Below are 17,386 nucleotides of genomic sequence, written 5' to 3' on the forward strand. Positions count from 1 at the left end.
CGGTCTTCTATTTAAGGCAACTTGCTGGTGGCGACATGCAGCAGCAGGTCAGCAACCGAAGTTTGCATCGTGTCGGTGAACGGGGCTGGATACAGACCCATCACGAGCACGGCGATGGCCAGTACAGCAAGCATGAAGAATTCACGTTTGTTGATGTCGGTCAGTTCGGCCACATGCTTGTTCTTGATCTTGCCGAACACCACGCGCTTGGCCATCCACAGCGAGTACGCCGCGCCCCAGATCAGTGCCGTTGCAGCCAGCAGGCCGATCCAGAAGTTGAATTTCACCGCGCCCAGGATCACCATGAACTCGCCGACGAAGCCGGACGTCGCTGGCAAGCCGCAGTTGGCCATCGAGAACAGCACGAAGAAGGCGGCAAATTTCGGCATGCGGTTCACGACGCCGCCGTAGTCGGCGATGTTGCGGGTATGCATGCGGTCATACAGGACGCCGATGCACAGGAACATCGCGCCGGAGATGAAGCCGTGCGAGACCATCTGCACGATACCGCCCTGCACCGAGATGTCGTTGAACATGAAGAAGCCCAGGGTCACAAAACCCATGTGCGCGATCGACGAATAGGCGACCAGTTTTTTCATGTCGGTTTGCACCAGGGCAACCAGACCGATGTAGATGACGGCGATCAGCGACAAGGCGATCATGAAGCCCGACAGGTAGTGGCTGGCGTCCGGCGTGATCGGCAACGAGAAACGCAGGAAACCGTAGGCGCCCAGTTTCAGCATGATGGCGGCCAGCACGGCGGAACCGCCCGTAGGCGCTTCCACGTGGACGTCCGGCAACCACGTGTGGACGGGGAACATCGGCACCTTGACGGCAAACGCCATCAGGAAGGCCAGGAAGATGAAGATCTGTTCGTTCATCGTCAGCTTGAACGCATGCCAGGCCAGGATGTCAAAGGTGCCCGACACATTGCGCAGGTAGATGATGGCAACCAGGGTCAGCAGCGAACCGAAGAAGGTGTACAGGAAGAACTTGAACGACGCATACACGCGGTTCGAACCACCCCAGATACCGATGATGATGAACATCGGGATCAGGGTTGCTTCAAAGAAGAAGTAGAACAGCAAGCCGTCCAGCGCGCAGAACACGCCGATCATCAGGCCCGACAAGATCAGGAAGGAGCCCATGTACTGGGCGATGCGCTTCTCGATCACTTGCCAAGCCGAAATGACGACGATGACGGTGATGAAGGCCGTCAGTGGCACGAACCACAGCGACAGGCCGTCGATACCCAGCGAGTACCAGATATTGAAAGTTTCAATCCAGGGTGCTTTTTCGACGAATTGCATGCCGTGTGCGGCGTTGTCGAAATGCTGGATCAGCGGCAAGGTGCACAGCATGCTGAGCACCGCGCCAGCCAGCGACAGCCAGCGGGTAAAGCCCGCTTTGCTGTCACGGCCGAGAGCCAGGATCAGGACGCCGCAAATGATCGGCACCCAGATCGACAGACTCAGGTAAGGAGGTAATGTAGAAATCGTAGACTGCATCATGGTTCTCAGTATTCTTTTATCAGGTCAGCTTACTTAGCGGGCCAGAATGGCAGGAAATAGATCAGGAAGCCCAGCACGCCCAGGATCATCACGAATGCATAGTGATAGATGTAGCCGGTCTGCAGCACTCGCGACAGCGAGGACAGCCAGGCGACGACCTTGGCGCTACCGTTGACCAGCAGGCCATCGATCAGCTTCTTGTCACCGAAGTTCCACAGGCCATTACCCAGCAAGCGGGCACCGCCGGCGAACACGACTTCATTGAACTTGTCCATGTAGTACTTGTTGTCCAGCAGGGTGTGGATCGCGTGGAACTTGGCAAAGAACCAGGCCGGTACACGCGGATTGACCATGTAGCAGTAGTAGGCTGCCACCACGCCGGACAATGCCAGCCAGAACGGTGCCGTCGACAGGCCGTGGATCGCCATCGCCATTGCGCCGTGGAATTCATGCGACAACTCTTCCATTGCTGGATGGTTTTCGCCAACGAAGATCACGCCCTTGAAGAAATCGCCATGCAGCATCGGGCCGATCGTCAGGTAGCCGATGATCAGCGACGGGATCGCCAGCATCACCAGCGGGAACCAGACGACGAATGGGGACTCGTGCGGCTTCTGGCCAGGCTCCAGGCCGTGGTGCGCGTGGTCGTCTTCCTCTTCGTCATGGTGGTCGTCATGCGCGTGGGCATGCATGCCATTGGCCGCTTTAGCTGCGTGATGGTCGTCGTGACCGTGCGCATGCGCCTGGCCGAAACGTTCCTTGCCATGGAAGACGAGGAAGTACATGCGGAACGAGTAGAAAGCGGTGACGAACACGCCAGCCAGCACGGCGAACTGGGCAAAGCCAGCGCCCCAGATGTGCGTCGCTTCGACGGCTTCGATGATGCTGTCTTTCGAGTAGAAACCGGAGAACAGCGGCGTGCCGATCAGGGCCAGCGAACCGATCAGGGAAGTGATCCACGTGATCGGCATGTACTTGCGCAGGCCGCCCATGTTGCGGATATCTTGATCGTGGTGCATGCCAATGATGACGGAACCGGCGCCCAGGAACAGCAGTGCCTTGAAGAATGCGTGCGTCATCAGGTGGAACACGGCTACCGAGTACGCGGACGAACCGAGCGCCACGGTCATGTAGCCGAGCTGCGACAGGGTCGAGTAAGCGACGACGCGCTTGATGTCGTTCTGGATGATGCCCAGGAAGCCCATGAACAGCGCCGTGATGGAGCCGATCACGAGGATGAAGGACAGTGCCGTGTCGGACAGTTCGAACAGCGGCGACATGCGCGAGACCATGAAGATACCGGCCGTCACCATCGTCGCGGCGTGAATCAGTGCCGAAATCGGGGTAGGACCTTCCATCGAGTCAGGCAGCCACACGTGCAGCGGGAACTGCGCCGACTTGCCCATCGCGCCGATGAACAGGCAGATGCAGGCTACGGTCAGCAGGGCCCAGTCGGTACCTGGAAGGCTCAACAGCGCCAGTTCGTCTTTCTTGGCGAACACTTCCTGGTAGTTCATGGTGCCGGCGTAGGCCAGCAGCAGGCCGATACCGAGAATGAAGCCGAAGTCGCCCACGCGGTTGACGAGGAAAGCCTTCATGTTGGCCACGATGGCCGTCGGACGCTGGTACCAGAAACCGATCAGCAGGTAAGAGACCAGGCCCACGGCTTCCCAACCGAAGAACAGTTGCAGGAAGTTGTTGGCCATGACCAGCATCAGCATCGAGAACGTGAAAAGCGAGATGTAGGCGAAGAAGCGGTTGTAGCCTTCGTCGTCCTTCATGTAGCCGATCGTGTAGATGTGCACCATCAGCGAGACGAAGGTGACCACGCACATCATCATCGCCGACAGCGAATCGATCTGGAAGCCCACTTCCATCTTCAGGGTGCCGATCGTCATCCAGTTATAGATCGTGCCATTGAATGTCGCGCCATCCATCACTGCCAGCAGTGTCTGCACGGACAGGATGAACGCAATCAGTACGCCCAGGATCGTCGCGGTATGCGACGTCTTGCGTCCGACCAAATTACCCAGGAACTGGGTGCCAAGCAAGCCTGCAATCGCGGCACCGGCCAGCGGCGCCAGCGGTACGGCAAGAAGGAGGTTAGGGTTGAGGAGTTGCCCCGCCATGATGAACCTTAATCGTTATTATTCGAGAGATCGAGTCTGAAAAACATCAGCCTTTGAGGCTGTCCAGGTCTTCGACGTTGATGGTATCCAGATTACGGAACATCACCACCAGAATAGCCAGACCGATAGCCGACTCAGCGGCGGCAACCGTCAGGATGAAGAAAACGAAGATCTGACCGGCCGCGTCGCCCATGAAATGGGAGAACGCGATGAAATTCATATTCACCGCCAGCAGCATCAATTCGATTGCCATCAGCAATACGATGATGTTCTTGCGGTTCAGGAAAATACCGACGATCGAGATTGCGAACAGGATCGCGCCCAGGACCAGAAAATGTGTGAGCGATAATGTCATGGTGCCTCCTTAACTTCCGGCTCAGCCGCAGGACGCTCGACTACCGCGTCCATCTTGATGATCTTCAGGCGGTCGTTGCGCTTGACGCGCACGGCATCGCCCGGAGCAAAGTGCTTGGTGTCCTTGCGTTTGCGCAGGGTCAGCGCGACCGCGGCAACGATGGCCACCAGCAGCACCACGGCGGCGATCTCGAAGGCGAACACATATTCCGTGTAGATCAGCAGGCCCAGTTCCTTGGTGCCGCCCAGGTTGACGTTGACCGGCGCGATGCTAGGCGCAAAGTTGCGGAAACCGTGCCACAGGACAGCGGCCATTTCCAGCACGATGATCACACCCACCGTCACCGACAAAGGCAGGTAGCCCCAGAAACCTTCGCGCATGCGGTCGATATTGATATCGAGCATCATGACGACGAAGAGGAACAGCACCATCACGGCGCCGACGTACACCAATACCAGCACGATGGCCAGGAATTCAGCTTGCAACAGCATCCAGATGCCCGCTGCGGAAAAGAAGGACAGTACCAGGAACAGTACTGCGTGGACCGGATTACGGGCCGTGATGACGCGCGTCGCTGCCAGAATCAAGATCAGCGCGAAGGCGTAAAACAAAATTGTTTTAAAGTCCATAAAAAACCCAATAGACGTACAGATGAACGAGGGGCGCGCCGCAGCCAGTGGCTACGGCGCATCCATCAGCGATAAGGTGCGTCGGCGGCGCGCGCAGCGGCGATGTTATTTTCATAACGATCACCCACGGCCAGCAACATCTCTTTCGTGTAATACAAATCCCCGCGTTTCTCGCCGTGGTATTCCAGGATTTGCGTCTCGACGATCGAATCGACCGGGCAGGACTCTTCGCAGAAACCGCAGAAGATGCACTTGGTCAAGTCAATATCGTAACGCGTGGTGCGGCGCGAGCCGTCGTCACGCTGTTCCGATTCGATCGTGATGGCCATCGCCGGGCAAACCGCTTCGCACAGTTTGCAGGCGATGCAACGTTCCTCGCCGTTCGGGTAGCGGCGCAGCGCGTGCAAGCCACGGAAACGCGGCGAGATCGGTGTCTTCTCTTCCGGGAATTGCACCGTGATCTTGCGCGAAAACATGTACTTGCCTGTCAACGCCATGCCCTTGATCAGCTCGCCTAACAAGAGGCTGCTGAAGAAATCTTTTACCTTATCCATTCGTATGCACTCTCTTACTTCCAAATATTCCAGGATGTCTGCATCCAGGCAGCGACGAAGACCAGGTAGACCAGCGTCAACGGGATAAACACTTTCCAGCCGAGGCGCATGATCTGGTCATAACGGTAGCGTGGGAAAGTACCGCGCACCCAGATGAACACCGACACGATGAAGAAGGTCTTGGCGAACAGCCAGAAGAAGCCGCCGAAACCACCCCAGAACTCGAGGAAGGCAAATGGTGCGGACCAGCCACCGAGGAACATGAGCGAAGTCAGCGCGCCGATCAGGATCATGTTGGCGTATTCGGCCAGCATGAACATGGCGTAGGCCATGCCCGAGTACTCGACCATGTGGCCGGCAACGATTTCCGACTCGCCTTCGACGACGTCGAACGGGTGACGGTTGGCTTCAGCCAGGCCCGACACCATGTAGATGACGAACATCGGCAGCAGCGGCAGCCAGTTCCACGACAGGAAGTTCACGCCCTTGTCGGCGAAGTAGCCGATTTGCTGGCCGCCAACGATGTCGATGAAGTTCAGGCTGCCCGAGACCATCAGCACGATGACCATCACGAAGCCCATCGGGATTTCATACGAAATCATCTGCGCCGAAGCGCGCATGGCGCCCATGAACGAGTACTTCGAGTTCGAGGCCCAGCCGGCGATGATGATGCCGTAGACTTCCATCGAGGTAATCGCCAGCAGCATCAGCAAGCCCGCGTTGACGTTGGCCAGCACGGCTTGCGGACCGAACGGCACGACCGACCAGGCGGCCAGGGCCGGCATGATGGTCATGATCGGACCGATCACGAACAGGCCCTTGGCGGCCTTGGACGGGATGATGATCTCTTTGAACAGGAGTTTCAGCGCATCGGCGATCGGCTGCAGCAAGCCCAATGGACCCACGCGGTTCGGGCCGACGCGGATCTGGATCCAGCCGATCAGCTTGCGCTCCCACAAGGTCAGGTAAGCAACCAGGCCCATCAGCGGCAGCAGCACGCAGAGGATCTTGATCAGGGTCCAGAAGAACGGCCACGAGCCGCCCAGCAAATCCTGGCCGCCGCTGTTGATGACGTTTACAAATTCAGGCAGAGCCATCAGATTTTCCCCTCTGCTGTTTCAACTGTGATGTCACCGAACATGCCGCCCAAGCCAGCCGTCGAGGCATGCGCCGCCGACACCTTGACCACATTGGCTGGCAGGCCGGCGTGAATTGCCGCCACCAGGATGGCGCTGCCGGAGCCTTGCGCCACTTTGACCTTGTCGCCCGCCTTGATGCCCAGCTTGCCAGCCAGTTCGGCGGACAGGTGTGCTTGCGGCGCGGCGCCATCGACCGTGCGTTGCAACGGTTCGGAGCGGCGTACCAGCGCGTCGGCGAAGTAGATCGGCACGTCGGCGATGCGTTGCAGCGCTGGCGAAGCCGGTGCGTACGTTGCCGCTTCCGGCGCGTTCTTGGCGATGTTGTTCAGCTGTGCCGACAGATCGGTCACGCCGGCACCAAACGCTTCGTCGCGGATCGCTTCGGAGGTGTCGTAGTCGAAACCGGCCAGGCCCAGGATGTTGCCCAGGACGCGCAGCACTTTCCAGGCTGGACGGGTTTCCGCCAGCGGTTTGACGGTACCGTTGAAGCTTTGCGCGCGGCCTTCGCAGTTCACGAAAGTACCCGAGGTTTCGGCGAACGGCGAGATCGGCAGCAGGACATCGGCGTAATCCATGCCGTGCTTGAAGGCGGACATGGCCACGACCATGTCGGCGCCATCCAGGGCGGCGCGGGCCGCTTGTGGATTGGCGGCATCGAGTTCCGGCTCGGCGTGCAGCAGCACGTAGGCTTTCTTCGGTACGGCAAACGCTGCTTGCACGTTGGCGCGCGGCTTGGCGACCAGGTGCGCGCCAACCGTGTTGGCCGCTTCCGTCAGGTAACCGAGCTTGGCGCCCGTCTGTTCGGCGATCCATTGCGCGGCAGCATGCAGTTGCGACGCTTGCGGGTGTTGCGTTGCCGCGTTACCCAGCAGCACGGCGCCATGGTCGCCAGCCATCAGGCTGGCGGCGATGGCCACTGCCACGTCCGAAGCGGCAACCGCTTCAAAACCGGCTGGCGCGGCGATTTCTTTGGCTTTCGCAACAGCGGCGACCACTTCCGACAAGGCCGCCAGCCAATCGCTTGGTGCGACGATCATCTTGTTGGCGATGGTGATCAATTGATCATCGTCGGAGGCGTGCAGGATCGACAGCTTGGCGCCGCCCTTGACGGACGCGCGCAAACGCGTGGCCAGCAATGGGTGATCCTTGCGCAGGAACGAGCCGATGACGAAGGCGCGCTTGATCTGGCCAAATTCGCTGATCGGCATGCCCAGCCATGGCTTGACGCCGGCGTCCAGCGCGAAGTCGGTCTGGCGCAGGCGGAAGTCGACGTTCTCGGAACCGAGACCGTTGGCCACTTTTTGCAGCAGGACCAGCTCTTCGACCGTCGAATGCGGCGTTGCCAGCGCGGCGATGGCGTCGGCACCATGTTCGTGCTTGATGTTTTTCAGGCCGTGCGCCACGTATTCCAGCGCGGTTTGCCAATCGACTTCTTTCCACTCGTTGCCCTGTTTCAGCATCGGGGTCGTCAGGCGGTCAAAGCTGTCCAGCGCTTCGTACGAGAAACGGTCCTTGTCCGAGATCCAGCACTCGTTGACGGCTTCGTTTTCCAGCGGCAGCACGCGCTTGACCTTGCCAGCTTTCACTTGCACGATCAGGTTCGAACCGAGACCGTCATGCGGGCTGACCGATTTGCGTCGCGACAGTTCCCACGTACGGGCGCTGTAGCGGAACGGCTTCGAGGTCAGTGCGCCAACCGGGCACAGGTCGATCATGTTGCCCGACAGTTCGGAGTCGACCGACTGGCCGACGAACGACACGATTTCCGAGTGTTCGCCGCGGCCGATCATGCCCAGCTCCATCACGCCGGCCACTTCCTGGCCAAAGCGTACGCAGCGGGTGCACTGGATGCAGCGCGACATCTCTTGCATGGAGACCAGCGGACCGGCCTCCTTCGGCGTGACGACGCGCTTGTCTTCCTTGTAGCGCGATTCGCTCTTGCCGTAACCCACTGCCAAGTCTTGCAACTGGCATTCGCCGCCCTGATCGCAGATAGGGCAATCGAGCGGGTGGTTAATCAGCAAGAATTCCATGACCGACTTTTGCGCCTGCACAGCTTTATCGCTGGCGGAACGCACGATCATGCCGGCACTGACCGGGGTCGCACAAGCGGGCAAAGGCTTGGGCGCCTTTTCCACTTCGACCAGGCACATGCGGCAGTTCGCTGCGATCGACAATTTCTTGTGATAGCAGAAGTGCGGAATGTAGGTTCCCAATTTGTTGGCGGCGTCCATCACCATGCTACCAGCAGGGACTTCGACTTTTTTGCCGTCTATTTCGATTTCAACCATGGTGATCGTTACCTGACGCAGCTTAGATATATGCGGGCACTAAGCAATGCTTGTGCTCGATATGATATTCAAATTCTTCACGGAAATTCTTAATGAAGGCCCGTACCGGCATGGCAGCCGCATCGCCCAGCGCGCAAATCGTGCGGCCCTGGATGTTGTCGGCGATCGAGTTGAGCATGTCCAGGTCGTCTGGACGACCCTGCCCCTGCTCGATGCGGTGCACCATGCGGTACATCCAGCCTGTGCCTTCACGGCAAGGCGTACACTGGCCGCACGATTCTTCAAAGTAGAAGTAGGACAGGCGTTCCAGCGCCTTTACCATGCAGCGTGTTTCGTCCATCACGATGACGGCGCCCGAACCGAGCATCGAACCGGCTTTCGCGATCGAGTCGTAGTCCAGGTCGGTCTGCATCATGATGTCGCCGCGGATCACCGGAGCGGACGAACCGCCAGGGATCACGGCCTTGATCTTTTTGCCACCGCGCATGCCGCCTGCCAGTTCCAGCAGGGTCGCAAACGGGGTGCCGAGCGGCACTTCATAGTTGCCCGGTTTTTCCACGTCGCCCGAGATCGAGAAGATCTTCGAACCGCCGTTGTTCGGCTTGCCCATCGCCAGGTATTTCTCTGGACCGATGTTCAGCACGAATGGCACGGCCGCGAAGGTTTCCGTGTTGTTGATCGTCGTCGGCTTGCCGTACAGGCCAAACGAGGCAGGGAAAGGCGGCTTGAAGCGCGGCTGGCCTTTCTTGCCTTCCAGCGATTCGAGCAGGGCCGTTTCTTCGCCGCAGATGTAGGCGCCATAACCATGGTGCGCATGCAACTGGAACGAGAACTCGCTGCCCATGATCTTGTCGCCCAAGAAGCCGGCGGCGCGCGCCTCTTCCAGCGCTTCTTCGAAACGCAGGTATTCCTGGAAGATTTCACCGTGGATATAGTTGTAGCCGACGGTGATGCCCATCGCATAAGCGCCAATGGCCATGCCTTCGATCAGCGCATGGGGATTGTAACGAATGATGTCGCGGTCCTTGAAAGTGCCCGGTTCGCCTTCATCTGTATTGCAGACGAGGTATTTCTGGCCCGGGAACTGGCGCGGCATGAAGCTCCACTTCAAGCCGGTAGGAAAACCCGCGCCGCCACGGCCGCGCAAGGACGAAGCCTTGAGGTCGGCGATGATCTGTTCCGGCGTGATTTTCTCTTCCAGGATACGCCGCAGAGCGCTGTAGCCGCCGCGGTTCACATAATCTTGCAAATGCCAGTTCTTGCCATCCAGATCCTTCAGGATCAATGGATCGATATGGCGGTTGTGGAGTGACGTCATTTCTTGAGTTCCTCCAGCATGGCGTCGATCTTCTCGTTCGACATCCAGCTGCACATGGTTTTATTACTGACCAGCAAGACAGGCGCATCGCCGCAAGCACCCATGCACTCGCCTTCAACCAGGGTGAACTGGCCGTCTGCGGTGGTTTCGCGGAAATCGATACCCAGTTTCTGCTTCAGGTAGTCTGCAGCGCGCACGCCGCCCGACAGGGCGCATGGCAGGTTGGTGCACACGGTGATCTTGTGCTTGCCCACGGGTTTCACGTTGTACATATTGTAGAACGTGGCCACTTCCTGCACGGCAATCGCCGGCATGCCGATGTAATCGGCCAGTTCCTTCATGGTTTCCGGCGCCAGCCAGCCCAGTTCATCCTGGGCATGGGCCAGCGCGGCCATGACGGCCGACTGACGCTGGTCGGCCGGGTACTTGGCCAGCTCGCGGTCAATTTTCTTATAGCATTGCTCTGATAACAACATACTTTTTGCCTCTTAGCGGTCAATACTGCCGAACACGATGTCTTGCGTCCCGATGATGGTCACGGCGTCGGCAAGCATGTGCCCACGCGCCATTTCGTCGAGCGACTGCAAGTGGGCGTAGTCTGGCGCGCGCAGTTTCATGCGGTACGGCTTGTTGGCGCCATCGGACACCAGGTACACGCCGAACTCGCCCTTCGGGTGTTCCACGGCGCTGTAGGCCTCGCCTGGCGGCACGTGGAAACCTTCCGTAAACAGCTTGAAGTGGTGAATCAAGGATTCCATGTTGGTCTTCATGTCGACGCGGCCCGGAGGCGCCACCTTGCGGTTGCTGGTCATGACAGGACCTTCATTGTTGCGCAGCCACTCCACGCATTGCTTGATGATGCGGTTCGACTGGCGCAACTCTTCCACGCGGACCAGGTAGCGGTCGTAGCAATCGCCGTTGGTGCCGATAGGAATGTCGAAATCCATCAGGTCGTACACTTCGTACGGCTGTTTCTTGCGCAAGTCCCACTGCACGCCCGAGCCGCGCAGCATGGCGCCCGTAAAGCCCATGGCCAGCGCATCTTCCGGCGAGACCACGCCGATGCCGACGGTACGCTGTTTCCAGATACGGTTGTCGGTCAGCAGGGTTTCGTACTCGTCCACCGAATTCGGGAAGCGGCGCGCGAAGTCTTCGATGAAGTCCAGCAGGGAACCCTGGCGGTTTTCGTTCAGCTTGCCGATCGCCTTGGCGTTGCGGATGATCGAGGCCTTGTGCTGCGGCATCGCGTCCGGCAAATCGCGGTAGACGCCGCCCGGACGGTAGTAGGCCGCGTGCATGCGCGCGCCCGAGACTGCCTCGTAGGCGTCGAACAAGTCTTCGCGGTCGCGGAAGCAATACAGGAACGGGCCCATGGCGCCAACGTCCAGCGCGTGGGTACCGAGCCACATCAGGTGATTCAGGATACGCGTCATCTCATCGAACATGACGCGGATGTATTGCGCGCGCAGCGGCACTTCCAGGCCCAGCATCTTTTCGATGGCCATCACGTACGCGTGTTCATTGCACATCATCGACACATAGTCGAGACGGTCCATGTACGGCACGGATTGCAGATAGGTCTTTTGCTCGGCCAGCTTTTCGGTGGCGCGGTGCAGCAGGCCGATATGCGGGTCGGCGCGCTGGATGACTTCGCCATCCATCTCCAGCACCAGGCGCAGCACACCGTGCGCGGCCGGATGCTGTGGCCCAAAGTTCAGGGTGTAGTTCTTAATCTCAGCCATTATTTCATCCCGTAATGTTCTTCGCGGATCACGCGCGGCACGTTTTCCCGCGGCTCGATCGTCACGGGCTGGTAAATCACGCGCTTTTGTTCCGGATCGTAACGCATCTCGACATAGCCGGAGACGGGGAAATCCTTGCGGAACGGATGGCCGATGAAACCGTAGTCGGTCAGCAGGCGGCGCAAGTCGTTGTGGCCTTCGAAGAGGATGCCCAGCAGGTCGAACGCTTCGCGCTCGTACCAGTTGACGGCGCGCCAGATGCCGACCACGGAGGGCAGCAGCGGCATGTCGTCGTCCGGCGCGAACACGCGCACGCGCACGCGCCAGTTGTGCTTGACCGACAGCAAGTGCGAAACGGCCGCGAAACGCAGACCATCCCAGCTACCGTCGCCATAGGTCGAGTAGTCGACGCCGCACAGGTCGAGCAGCTGCTCGAAATGCAGGGTCGGATCGTCGCGCAAGGTCTGCATCACGGCCAGGTAGTCCTCGGCCTTGACGACCAGGGTGACTTCGCCCAGCGCAACCGTCGTGCTAACGCGATCGCCCAGGGCAGTGCCGAGGGCGTTTTGCAATACTTCTAAATGTGTTGTCATAATCTGAAGCGGCCCCGTTAGCGTGCGATCGTGCTGGTACGCTTGATCTTGTTCTGCAACTGCATGATGCCGTACAGCAAGGCTTCAGCGGTCGGAGGACAGCCAGGCACATACACGTCGACGGGCACGATGCGGTCGCAACCGCGCACCACGGAATAGGAGTAATGGTAGTACCCGCCGCCATTGGCGCAGGAACCCATCGAGATGACCCAGCGTGGCTCTGCCATCTGGTCGTAGACCTTGCGCAAGGCCGGCGCCATCTTGTTGCACAGGGTGCCGGCAACGATCATGACGTCGGACTGACGCGGCGACGGACGAAACACGACGCCGAAACGGTCCATATCGTAGCGGGCTGCGCCCACATGCATCATTTCGACCGCACAGCAGGCCAGACCGAACGTCATCGGGAACATAGACCCGGTGCGCGCCCAGTTGATCAGCTTGTCGGCCGAGGTGGTGATGAAACCTTCGCTTAATACGCCTTCAATAGCCATGGCTTATTCCCAGTCAAGGGCACCTTTCTTCCAAATGTACCAAAATCCGACCACGAATTCAGCGATGAACACCATCATCGTGACGAAACCGGCCCAGCCCAGGTCGCGCATTGCAACGCCCCATGGGAAAAAGAATGCCGTTTCCAGATCGAACAAAATAAACAGGATTGCGACCAGATAGTAGCGCACATCAAATTTCATGCGCGCGTCTTCGAATGCTTCAAAGCCACATTCGTACGGGGAGAGTTTTGCTGCGTCAGGCTTGTTAGGACCTAACAGGCGCCCCAGGAGCTGGGGAGCGATACCGACACCAAGGCCGATAATAATGAACAGCAGGACGGGGAAGTAATTTTCGAGGTTCACGATTGATGAGCTTATATTGAACGATCGGTTAAATGAGGACGCTGCGATCATTTGCAGCGTATCTAACGCACGACCCCAATCAAAGCTAAGACCAGGATCGAACGACACATCCTCGTAAAAAAAGCCAGCAACTTTGTACGAGCCATGGCTCGTGCGCCGTTGCTGGCTTCTGATTTCTGGTGCCGACGACGAGACTCGAACTCGTACAGCTTTCGCCACTACCCCCTCAAGATAGCGTGTCTACCAATTTCACCACGTCGGCGGTAAGGCCCGTATTCTACTCTGCTTTGCCGCTAAAGTTAATGCACAAATGCATCAAAACACAGATAAAAACGATAAATTTTTACATCTTCCAGCGCGCCACGATTTTTTCCTGCCGCACTGCTGAAACATTGAGCAATAATCTGCCCGTAATGAGAATTACTCTCGATGAGGTATCGAGTTACTACTCAGTACATACTAAATTACTTTGGAATCGCGCCTGCCGGGGTGCTGGCAACCGGTGCCGCCGCCGCTGGAGCGCTGGCAGCCGGAGCTGCCGCAGGTACCGTCGTCGGGATCGCGCCCGCGCCGGTGACCGGCACTGGCTTGACGACTTTATCCATCACGCCGCCGCCGACCGTCGTGGCGCGCTGATTGGCCATCAGCGACAGGGCCAGGGTGGCGCCGAAGAAGATCGCGGCGGCAACGCCCGTCGATTTCGACATGAAGTTCGACGAACCCGTCGCACCGAACAGGCTGCCCGAGGCGCCCGAACCGAAGGCGGCGCCCATGTCGGCGCCCTTACCGTGCTGCAACAACACCAGCGCGATAATCGACAATGCCGAAATAACCTGTACTACCACTACCAGATTGAACATCATGTTCATTGCAATTCCATTCTTAGTTTAAATTAATTCAATCAGCGGCGTGAATAATTGCCAGGAAATCCGCCGCCTTCAATGCTGCTCCACCGATCAGACCGCCATCGATATCCGGCATCGCCATCAATTCTTTTGCGTTCTCCGGCTTCATGCTGCCGCCGTACAGGATCTGCACGCCGGCCGCTGCTACCGCATTCTTTGCCGCCAGCTGGCCGCGCAACACCTGATGCACGTCCTGCGCCATTTGCGGCGTGGCCGTCTTGCCCGTGCCGATGGCCCATACCGGCTCATAGGCCAGCACCAGTTTCGCCACGTCGTCGGCGGAAATCGCCGCCAGCACGGCGCCCAGCTGCTGCGCCACGACCGCGTCGGTCTGGCCCGCTTCGCGCTGCGCCAGCGTTTCGCCGATGCAGACGATAGGCGTGATGCCCGCCGCCAGCGCCGCAACCGTCTTGGCCGCCACTTGCGCATCGCTCTCGCCATGGTAGGCGCGGCGCTCGGAATGCCCGATCACCACATAGCCGCAACCGAAATCCTGCAGCATGGCGGTCGAGATTTCTCCCGTGTAGGCGCCGCTGGCATGCGCGGACACATCCTGCGCACCCCAGCCGAGAGCCGTGCCTGCCAATTGCGCCTGGCACTGCGCCAGGTACGGCGCAGGCACACAGACGGCGCTGGCGGCGCCAGAGGCAGCCAGGCCAGCAACTATTTCAGACAATAACACCGCGTTCGAGGTGCGACTGCCGTTCATTTTCCAATTTCCGACGACGAGTTTGCGACGCATAGTAGCCTAAATTCTAATAACCCGTCATTCTAACTCCGGCACCGATGCCGGTCAAACAGGCAGTGCCCCGTTTCAAGCAACTTGCAACATGATCTTGCCCACGTGCGTGCTCGCTTCCATCAAGGCATGCGCCTCGTTGGCTTTTTCCAAGGGGAAAGTTTTATAGATCACGGGCTTGATCTTGCCCGCCTCGATCAGCGGCCACACGGTCGTGCGCAGATGGTTCGCGATGGCCGCCTTGAAAGCGACGGAACGGGGACGCAAGGTGGAACCCGTCACCGTCAGGCGACGGCGCAGCAAGCTACCCAGGTCCAGTTCCGCCCTGGTGCCGCCCTGCACGGCGATCAGGCCGATACGGCCATCGTCGGCCAGGCAATCGATTTCGCGCGGCAGGTAGTCGCCGCCGACCATGTCGAGAATGACGTCGACGCCTTTGCCTCCGGTCAATTCCTTGACGACGGCGACGAAATCTTCCGTGCGGTAATTGATGCCCCGTTCGGCGCCCAGCGCCTCGCAGGCGCGCGCCTTCTCGTCGCTGCCTGCCGTGGCGAACACGCGGTGGCCGAGCGCGGCCGCCAATTGAATGGCCGTCACGCCGATTCCGGACGTGCCGCCTTGCACCAATAACGTTTCGCCGTCGGCCAGCGCGCAGCGGTCGAACACATTGCTCCACACGGTAAAGAAGTTCTCGGGCAGGGACGCGCCTTCCAGAGCCGTCAAGCCTTTCGGCAAGGGCAGGCACTGGCCGGCGGGTGCGGCGCAGTATTCGGCATAGCCGCCACCCTGCACCAGCGCGCAGACGAGGTCGCCCTTCTTGAATGCGGTATTGGTGAAGTCGCCATCGACGACTTCACCGGCCACTTCCAGGCCCGGCAAATCGGACGCACCGGCTGGCGGCGCGTACTTGCCCAGGCGCTGCAGCACGTCGGGACGGTTGATGCCGGCCGCGTGCACCTTGATCAGCAGTTCGCCCGCTTTTATTGCGGGCACGGGACGTTCCGCAATTTGCAAAACGTCGGCGGGACCTGGCTGGCTGATGGCAACTGCACGCATGGCGGGACTCTTTCAAGGGAAAACGGCGATTGTACGCCAAGCCGCCCACCCTTGCAGGCGAGGCCCCTTGCCTATGCGCCGCCCGTCTTCGACTGGCGCGGCAGCGGCGTGCCCGGTTTCCATTTCGCCGACAGGGCCTGCCCTTCCTCGACTTGCTCATGCGTCATTTTGCGCACCACGGCGGCGCGCTGGTCGGCCGCATTCGCGTTGCCATTCGCGGCCGCCAAATTCCACAGCATGTAGGCGATGACGTTATCCTGCGGCACGCCACCCATGTGGTAGCGGTACATCAGGCCCAGCACTTGCTGCGCCTCGGCGTGGTTCTGCTCGGCCGCCTTGCGGAACCAGCTGACGGCCTGCTTGTGGTCCTGCAGCACGGCGTTGCCCGTGTAATACATCGCGCCCACCACATACTGGGCGTCGGCCTTGCCCTGGTCGGCCGCCTTGCGGTGCCAGAACATGGCTTGCTTGTAATCCTGCGGCAAGCCCCGTCCCATGTAATACATCAAGCCCAGCAAATGCTGGGCATCGGCGCTGCCGGTCTTGGCCAGTGGCAGGATTTCCTTGTAGGCCAGCGCGTAATTCTTGTTGTTGTAGGCGCTGGCACCTTCGGCGAAGCCAGCCCGCGCGGGCAGCTGTATCGTCAACAGCATGAGTAATGTAATGATCAGTTTTTTCATCGGAATGGGATGTGGTCTGACTACCTATTCTTGTCCTGCCAATAATGCCTGCGGCAGGATGCGTTTACTTCCAGCTGACTTTGCCCAGGCCCTCGACGCTGACATCGCGGTTGGCCGGCTTGCCGTACACCACCACCGAACCGAGTCCGCTCAGGTTCAGCTTGGCATTCGTATGGGCATTCACCGTGGCATTGCCCAGGCCGCTCAATTCCAGGTTGACGGCATCGGCTTCGAACTGCTGCGCATTCAGGCTGCCCAGGCCGCCCAGGCTCGCTTGCAGGATACGTCCGCGTCCACCCAGCATCACCGAGCCCGCGCCCTGCAGATCCAGTTCCGCGCGCTCATTGTTGCCTATCCATATCTGCATGCTGCCCACGCCGCCCAGGCTGGCATTGAGCTTGCGGTAATCGCCCACCAGCTTGATGCTGCCCGCCCCTTCCAGCGACAGGGTCAGTTCCTCGCCCTTGAAGCCCGTGATGTCCGTGCTGCCAAAGCCTTCCGAGCTCAGTTCGCGCAAGTTCGGCAGGACCAGGTCGGCGCGGATCGACGACGGGCCGATCTTGAAGCCGCGCACTTCCGTTTCGATGTGCAGGGTGTCGCCGCTTTGCGCCGTGCTGACATCGGCGATGTAGCGCTTGTCGGCCGTGATGCTCAGCGAAGCCACGTTGCCCTGGCGAATGCGCACTTCCATCACGCCATCGAGCTTGACGCGCACCACGCGGGCGTCGACGTTGCGCATTTCCAGCAAACGGGTCTCGGCGGCCACGCCGCGCACCAGGCCCAATGTCGCCAGGAACAGCAGCGCCAATTGCAGTATCTTTTTCATGTAGTGCATCCTCGGTATCTTGTTTTTATGTGTCGCGGCACCCTCGTGGGGCGCGCGCATTG

At 59.5% G+C, this 17,386-nt stretch carries 18 protein-coding genes and 1 tRNA gene; all 19 read right to left on the reverse strand.

The features are described from left to right. Positions 1 to 11: 11 nt before the first annotated feature. The 19 genes from AC4BCN_RS21075 to AC4BCN_RS21165 all read right to left on the reverse strand — a co-directional run bounded on the left by AC4BCN_RS21075 (position 12) and on the right by AC4BCN_RS21165 (position 17,324). On the reverse strand, positions 12 to 1,511 hold the full coding sequence (locus tag AC4BCN_RS21075; RefSeq protein WP_490491683.1) for an NADH-quinone oxidoreductase subunit M: 1,500 nt from the start codon (positions 1,509 to 1,511) through the stop codon (positions 12 to 14). Between the two features lie 29 nt (positions 1,512 to 1,540). Continuing rightward, positions 1,541 to 3,640, reverse strand: a complete 2,100-nt coding sequence (nuoL, locus tag AC4BCN_RS21080; protein ID WP_490491684.1) for an NADH-quinone oxidoreductase subunit L — start codon at positions 3,638 to 3,640, stop codon at positions 1,541 to 1,543. A 46-nt stretch (positions 3,641 to 3,686) separates the two neighbouring features. Beyond that, positions 3,687 to 3,995: an NADH-quinone oxidoreductase subunit NuoK gene (gene nuoK, locus AC4BCN_RS21085; protein WP_010399724.1), complete on the reverse strand. Its 309-nt coding sequence runs from the start codon at positions 3,993 to 3,995 to the stop codon at positions 3,687 to 3,689. Beyond that, complete coding sequence (locus tag AC4BCN_RS21090) at positions 3,992 to 4,624, reverse strand: NADH-quinone oxidoreductase subunit J (protein WP_034749981.1); 633 nt, start codon at positions 4,622 to 4,624, stop codon at positions 3,992 to 3,994. The genes nuoK and AC4BCN_RS21090 overlap by 4 nt, the downstream gene beginning before the upstream one ends. A gap of 65 nt (positions 4,625 to 4,689) precedes the next feature. Beyond that, positions 4,690 to 5,178 carry an NADH-quinone oxidoreductase subunit NuoI gene (gene nuoI, locus AC4BCN_RS21095; protein ID WP_490491685.1) on the reverse strand — a complete coding sequence of 163 codons (489 nt, stop codon included), beginning with the start codon at positions 5,176 to 5,178 and terminating at the stop codon, positions 4,690 to 4,692. 14 nt (positions 5,179 to 5,192) lie between these two features. After that, a complete protein-coding gene (nuoH, locus tag AC4BCN_RS21100; protein ID WP_046683857.1) occupies positions 5,193 to 6,275 on the reverse strand; it encodes an NADH-quinone oxidoreductase subunit NuoH in 1,083 nt (360 codons plus the stop codon). After that, on the reverse strand, positions 6,275 to 8,608 hold the full coding sequence (nuoG, locus tag AC4BCN_RS21105) for an NADH-quinone oxidoreductase subunit NuoG (RefSeq protein ID WP_490491686.1): 2,334 nt from the start codon (positions 8,606 to 8,608) through the stop codon (positions 6,275 to 6,277). Before nuoG ends, nuoH begins: the two co-directional genes overlap by 1 nt. A 22-nt stretch (positions 8,609 to 8,630) precedes the next feature. Beyond that, on the reverse strand, positions 8,631 to 9,926 hold the full coding sequence (nuoF, locus tag AC4BCN_RS21110) for an NADH-quinone oxidoreductase subunit NuoF (RefSeq protein WP_010399729.1): 1,296 nt from the start codon (positions 9,924 to 9,926) through the stop codon (positions 8,631 to 8,633). Further along, positions 9,923 to 10,402, reverse strand: coding sequence for an NADH-quinone oxidoreductase subunit NuoE (nuoE, locus tag AC4BCN_RS21115; RefSeq protein WP_034749989.1), 480 nt, complete (start codon positions 10,400 to 10,402; stop codon positions 9,923 to 9,925). Before nuoE ends, nuoF begins: the two co-directional genes overlap by 4 nt. A gap of 12 nt (positions 10,403 to 10,414) precedes the next feature. Then, positions 10,415 to 11,668 carry an NADH-quinone oxidoreductase subunit D gene (locus tag AC4BCN_RS21120; protein WP_034749992.1) on the reverse strand — a complete coding sequence of 418 codons (1,254 nt, stop codon included), beginning with the start codon at positions 11,666 to 11,668 and terminating at the stop codon, positions 10,415 to 10,417. After that, complete coding sequence (locus AC4BCN_RS21125; RefSeq protein WP_034779526.1) at positions 11,668 to 12,261, reverse strand: NADH-quinone oxidoreductase subunit C; 594 nt, start codon at positions 12,259 to 12,261, stop codon at positions 11,668 to 11,670. The genes AC4BCN_RS21120 and AC4BCN_RS21125 overlap by 1 nt, the downstream gene beginning before the upstream one ends. A 17-nt stretch (positions 12,262 to 12,278) precedes the next feature. Further along, entirely contained in the window at positions 12,279 to 12,755 is a 477-nt protein-coding gene (locus AC4BCN_RS21130) for a NuoB/complex I 20 kDa subunit family protein (RefSeq protein WP_010399733.1), read from the reverse strand. Between the two features lie 3 nt (positions 12,756 to 12,758). Next, a complete protein-coding gene (locus tag AC4BCN_RS21135; RefSeq protein ID WP_010399734.1) occupies positions 12,759 to 13,118 on the reverse strand; it encodes an NADH-quinone oxidoreductase subunit A in 360 nt (119 codons plus the stop codon). Positions 13,119 to 13,295: 177 nt separating this feature from the next. Then, positions 13,296 to 13,380, reverse strand: a tRNA-Leu gene (locus AC4BCN_RS21140). 202 nt (positions 13,381 to 13,582) lie between these two features. Continuing rightward, entirely contained in the window at positions 13,583 to 13,987 is a 405-nt protein-coding gene (secG, locus tag AC4BCN_RS21145; RefSeq protein WP_034749996.1) for a preprotein translocase subunit SecG, read from the reverse strand. Between the two features lie 28 nt (positions 13,988 to 14,015). Beyond that, a complete protein-coding gene (gene tpiA / locus AC4BCN_RS21150; protein WP_128142478.1) occupies positions 14,016 to 14,765 on the reverse strand; it encodes a triose-phosphate isomerase in 750 nt (249 codons plus the stop codon). 72 nt (positions 14,766 to 14,837) lie between these two features. After that, entirely contained in the window at positions 14,838 to 15,818 is a 981-nt protein-coding gene (locus AC4BCN_RS21155) for an NAD(P)H-quinone oxidoreductase (protein ID WP_490491687.1), read from the reverse strand. 71 nt (positions 15,819 to 15,889) lie between these two features. Beyond that, complete coding sequence (locus AC4BCN_RS21160; protein ID WP_128142476.1) at positions 15,890 to 16,498, reverse strand: tetratricopeptide repeat protein; 609 nt, start codon at positions 16,496 to 16,498, stop codon at positions 15,890 to 15,892. Positions 16,499 to 16,562: 64 nt separating this feature from the next. Then, positions 16,563 to 17,324 (reverse strand): GIN domain-containing protein, encoded by a 762-nt coding sequence (locus tag AC4BCN_RS21165; protein ID WP_128142475.1) that lies wholly within the window; start codon positions 17,322 to 17,324, stop codon positions 16,563 to 16,565. Positions 17,325 to 17,386: the final 62 nt, after the last annotated feature.

The sequence above is a fragment of the Janthinobacterium sp. Bl 1 genome, assembly GCF_058215535.1.

What these genes read in the sequence shown, in the direction of transcription:
- AC4BCN_RS21075 (WP_490491683.1), bottom strand. Translation starts at nt 1,511, where the DNA reads ATGATGCAGTCTACGATTTCTACATTACCTCCTTACCTGAGTCTGTCG.
- nuoL (WP_490491684.1), bottom strand. Translation starts at nt 3,640, where the DNA reads ATGGCGGGGCAACTCCTCAACCCTAACCTCCTTCTTGCCGTACCGCTG.
- nuoK (WP_010399724.1), bottom strand. Translation starts at nt 3,995, where the DNA reads ATGACATTATCGCTCACACATTTTCTGGTCCTGGGCGCGATCCTGTTC.
- AC4BCN_RS21090 (WP_034749981.1), bottom strand. Translation starts at nt 4,624, where the DNA reads ATGGACTTTAAAACAATTTTGTTTTACGCCTTCGCGCTGATCTTGATT.
- nuoI (WP_490491685.1), bottom strand. Translation starts at nt 5,178, where the DNA reads ATGGATAAGGTAAAAGATTTCTTCAGCAGCCTCTTGTTAGGCGAGCTG.
- nuoH (WP_046683857.1), bottom strand. Translation starts at nt 6,275, where the DNA reads ATGGCTCTGCCTGAATTTGTAAACGTCATCAACAGCGGCGGCCAGGAT.
- nuoG (WP_490491686.1), bottom strand. Translation starts at nt 8,608, where the DNA reads ATGGTTGAAATCGAAATAGACGGCAAAAAAGTCGAAGTCCCTGCTGGT.
- nuoF (WP_010399729.1), bottom strand. Translation starts at nt 9,926, where the DNA reads ATGACGTCACTCCACAACCGCCATATCGATCCATTGATCCTGAAGGAT.
- nuoE (WP_034749989.1), bottom strand. Translation starts at nt 10,402, where the DNA reads ATGTTGTTATCAGAGCAATGCTATAAGAAAATTGACCGCGAGCTGGCC.
- AC4BCN_RS21120 (WP_034749992.1), bottom strand. Translation starts at nt 11,668, where the DNA reads ATGGCTGAGATTAAGAACTACACCCTGAACTTTGGGCCACAGCATCCG.
- AC4BCN_RS21125 (WP_034779526.1), bottom strand. Translation starts at nt 12,261, where the DNA reads ATGACAACACATTTAGAAGTATTGCAAAACGCCCTCGGCACTGCCCTG.
- AC4BCN_RS21130 (WP_010399733.1), bottom strand. Translation starts at nt 12,755, where the DNA reads ATGGCTATTGAAGGCGTATTAAGCGAAGGTTTCATCACCACCTCGGCC.
- secG (WP_034749996.1), bottom strand. Translation starts at nt 13,987, where the DNA reads ATGAACATGATGTTCAATCTGGTAGTGGTAGTACAGGTTATTTCGGCA.
- tpiA (WP_128142478.1), bottom strand. Translation starts at nt 14,765, where the DNA reads ATGCGTCGCAAACTCGTCGTCGGAAATTGGAAAATGAACGGCAGTCGC.
- AC4BCN_RS21155 (WP_490491687.1), bottom strand. Translation starts at nt 15,818, where the DNA reads ATGCGTGCAGTTGCCATCAGCCAGCCAGGTCCCGCCGACGTTTTGCAA.
- AC4BCN_RS21160 (WP_128142476.1), bottom strand. Translation starts at nt 16,498, where the DNA reads ATGAAAAAACTGATCATTACATTACTCATGCTGTTGACGATACAGCTG.
- AC4BCN_RS21165 (WP_128142475.1), bottom strand. Translation starts at nt 17,324, where the DNA reads ATGAAAAAGATACTGCAATTGGCGCTGCTGTTCCTGGCGACATTGGGC.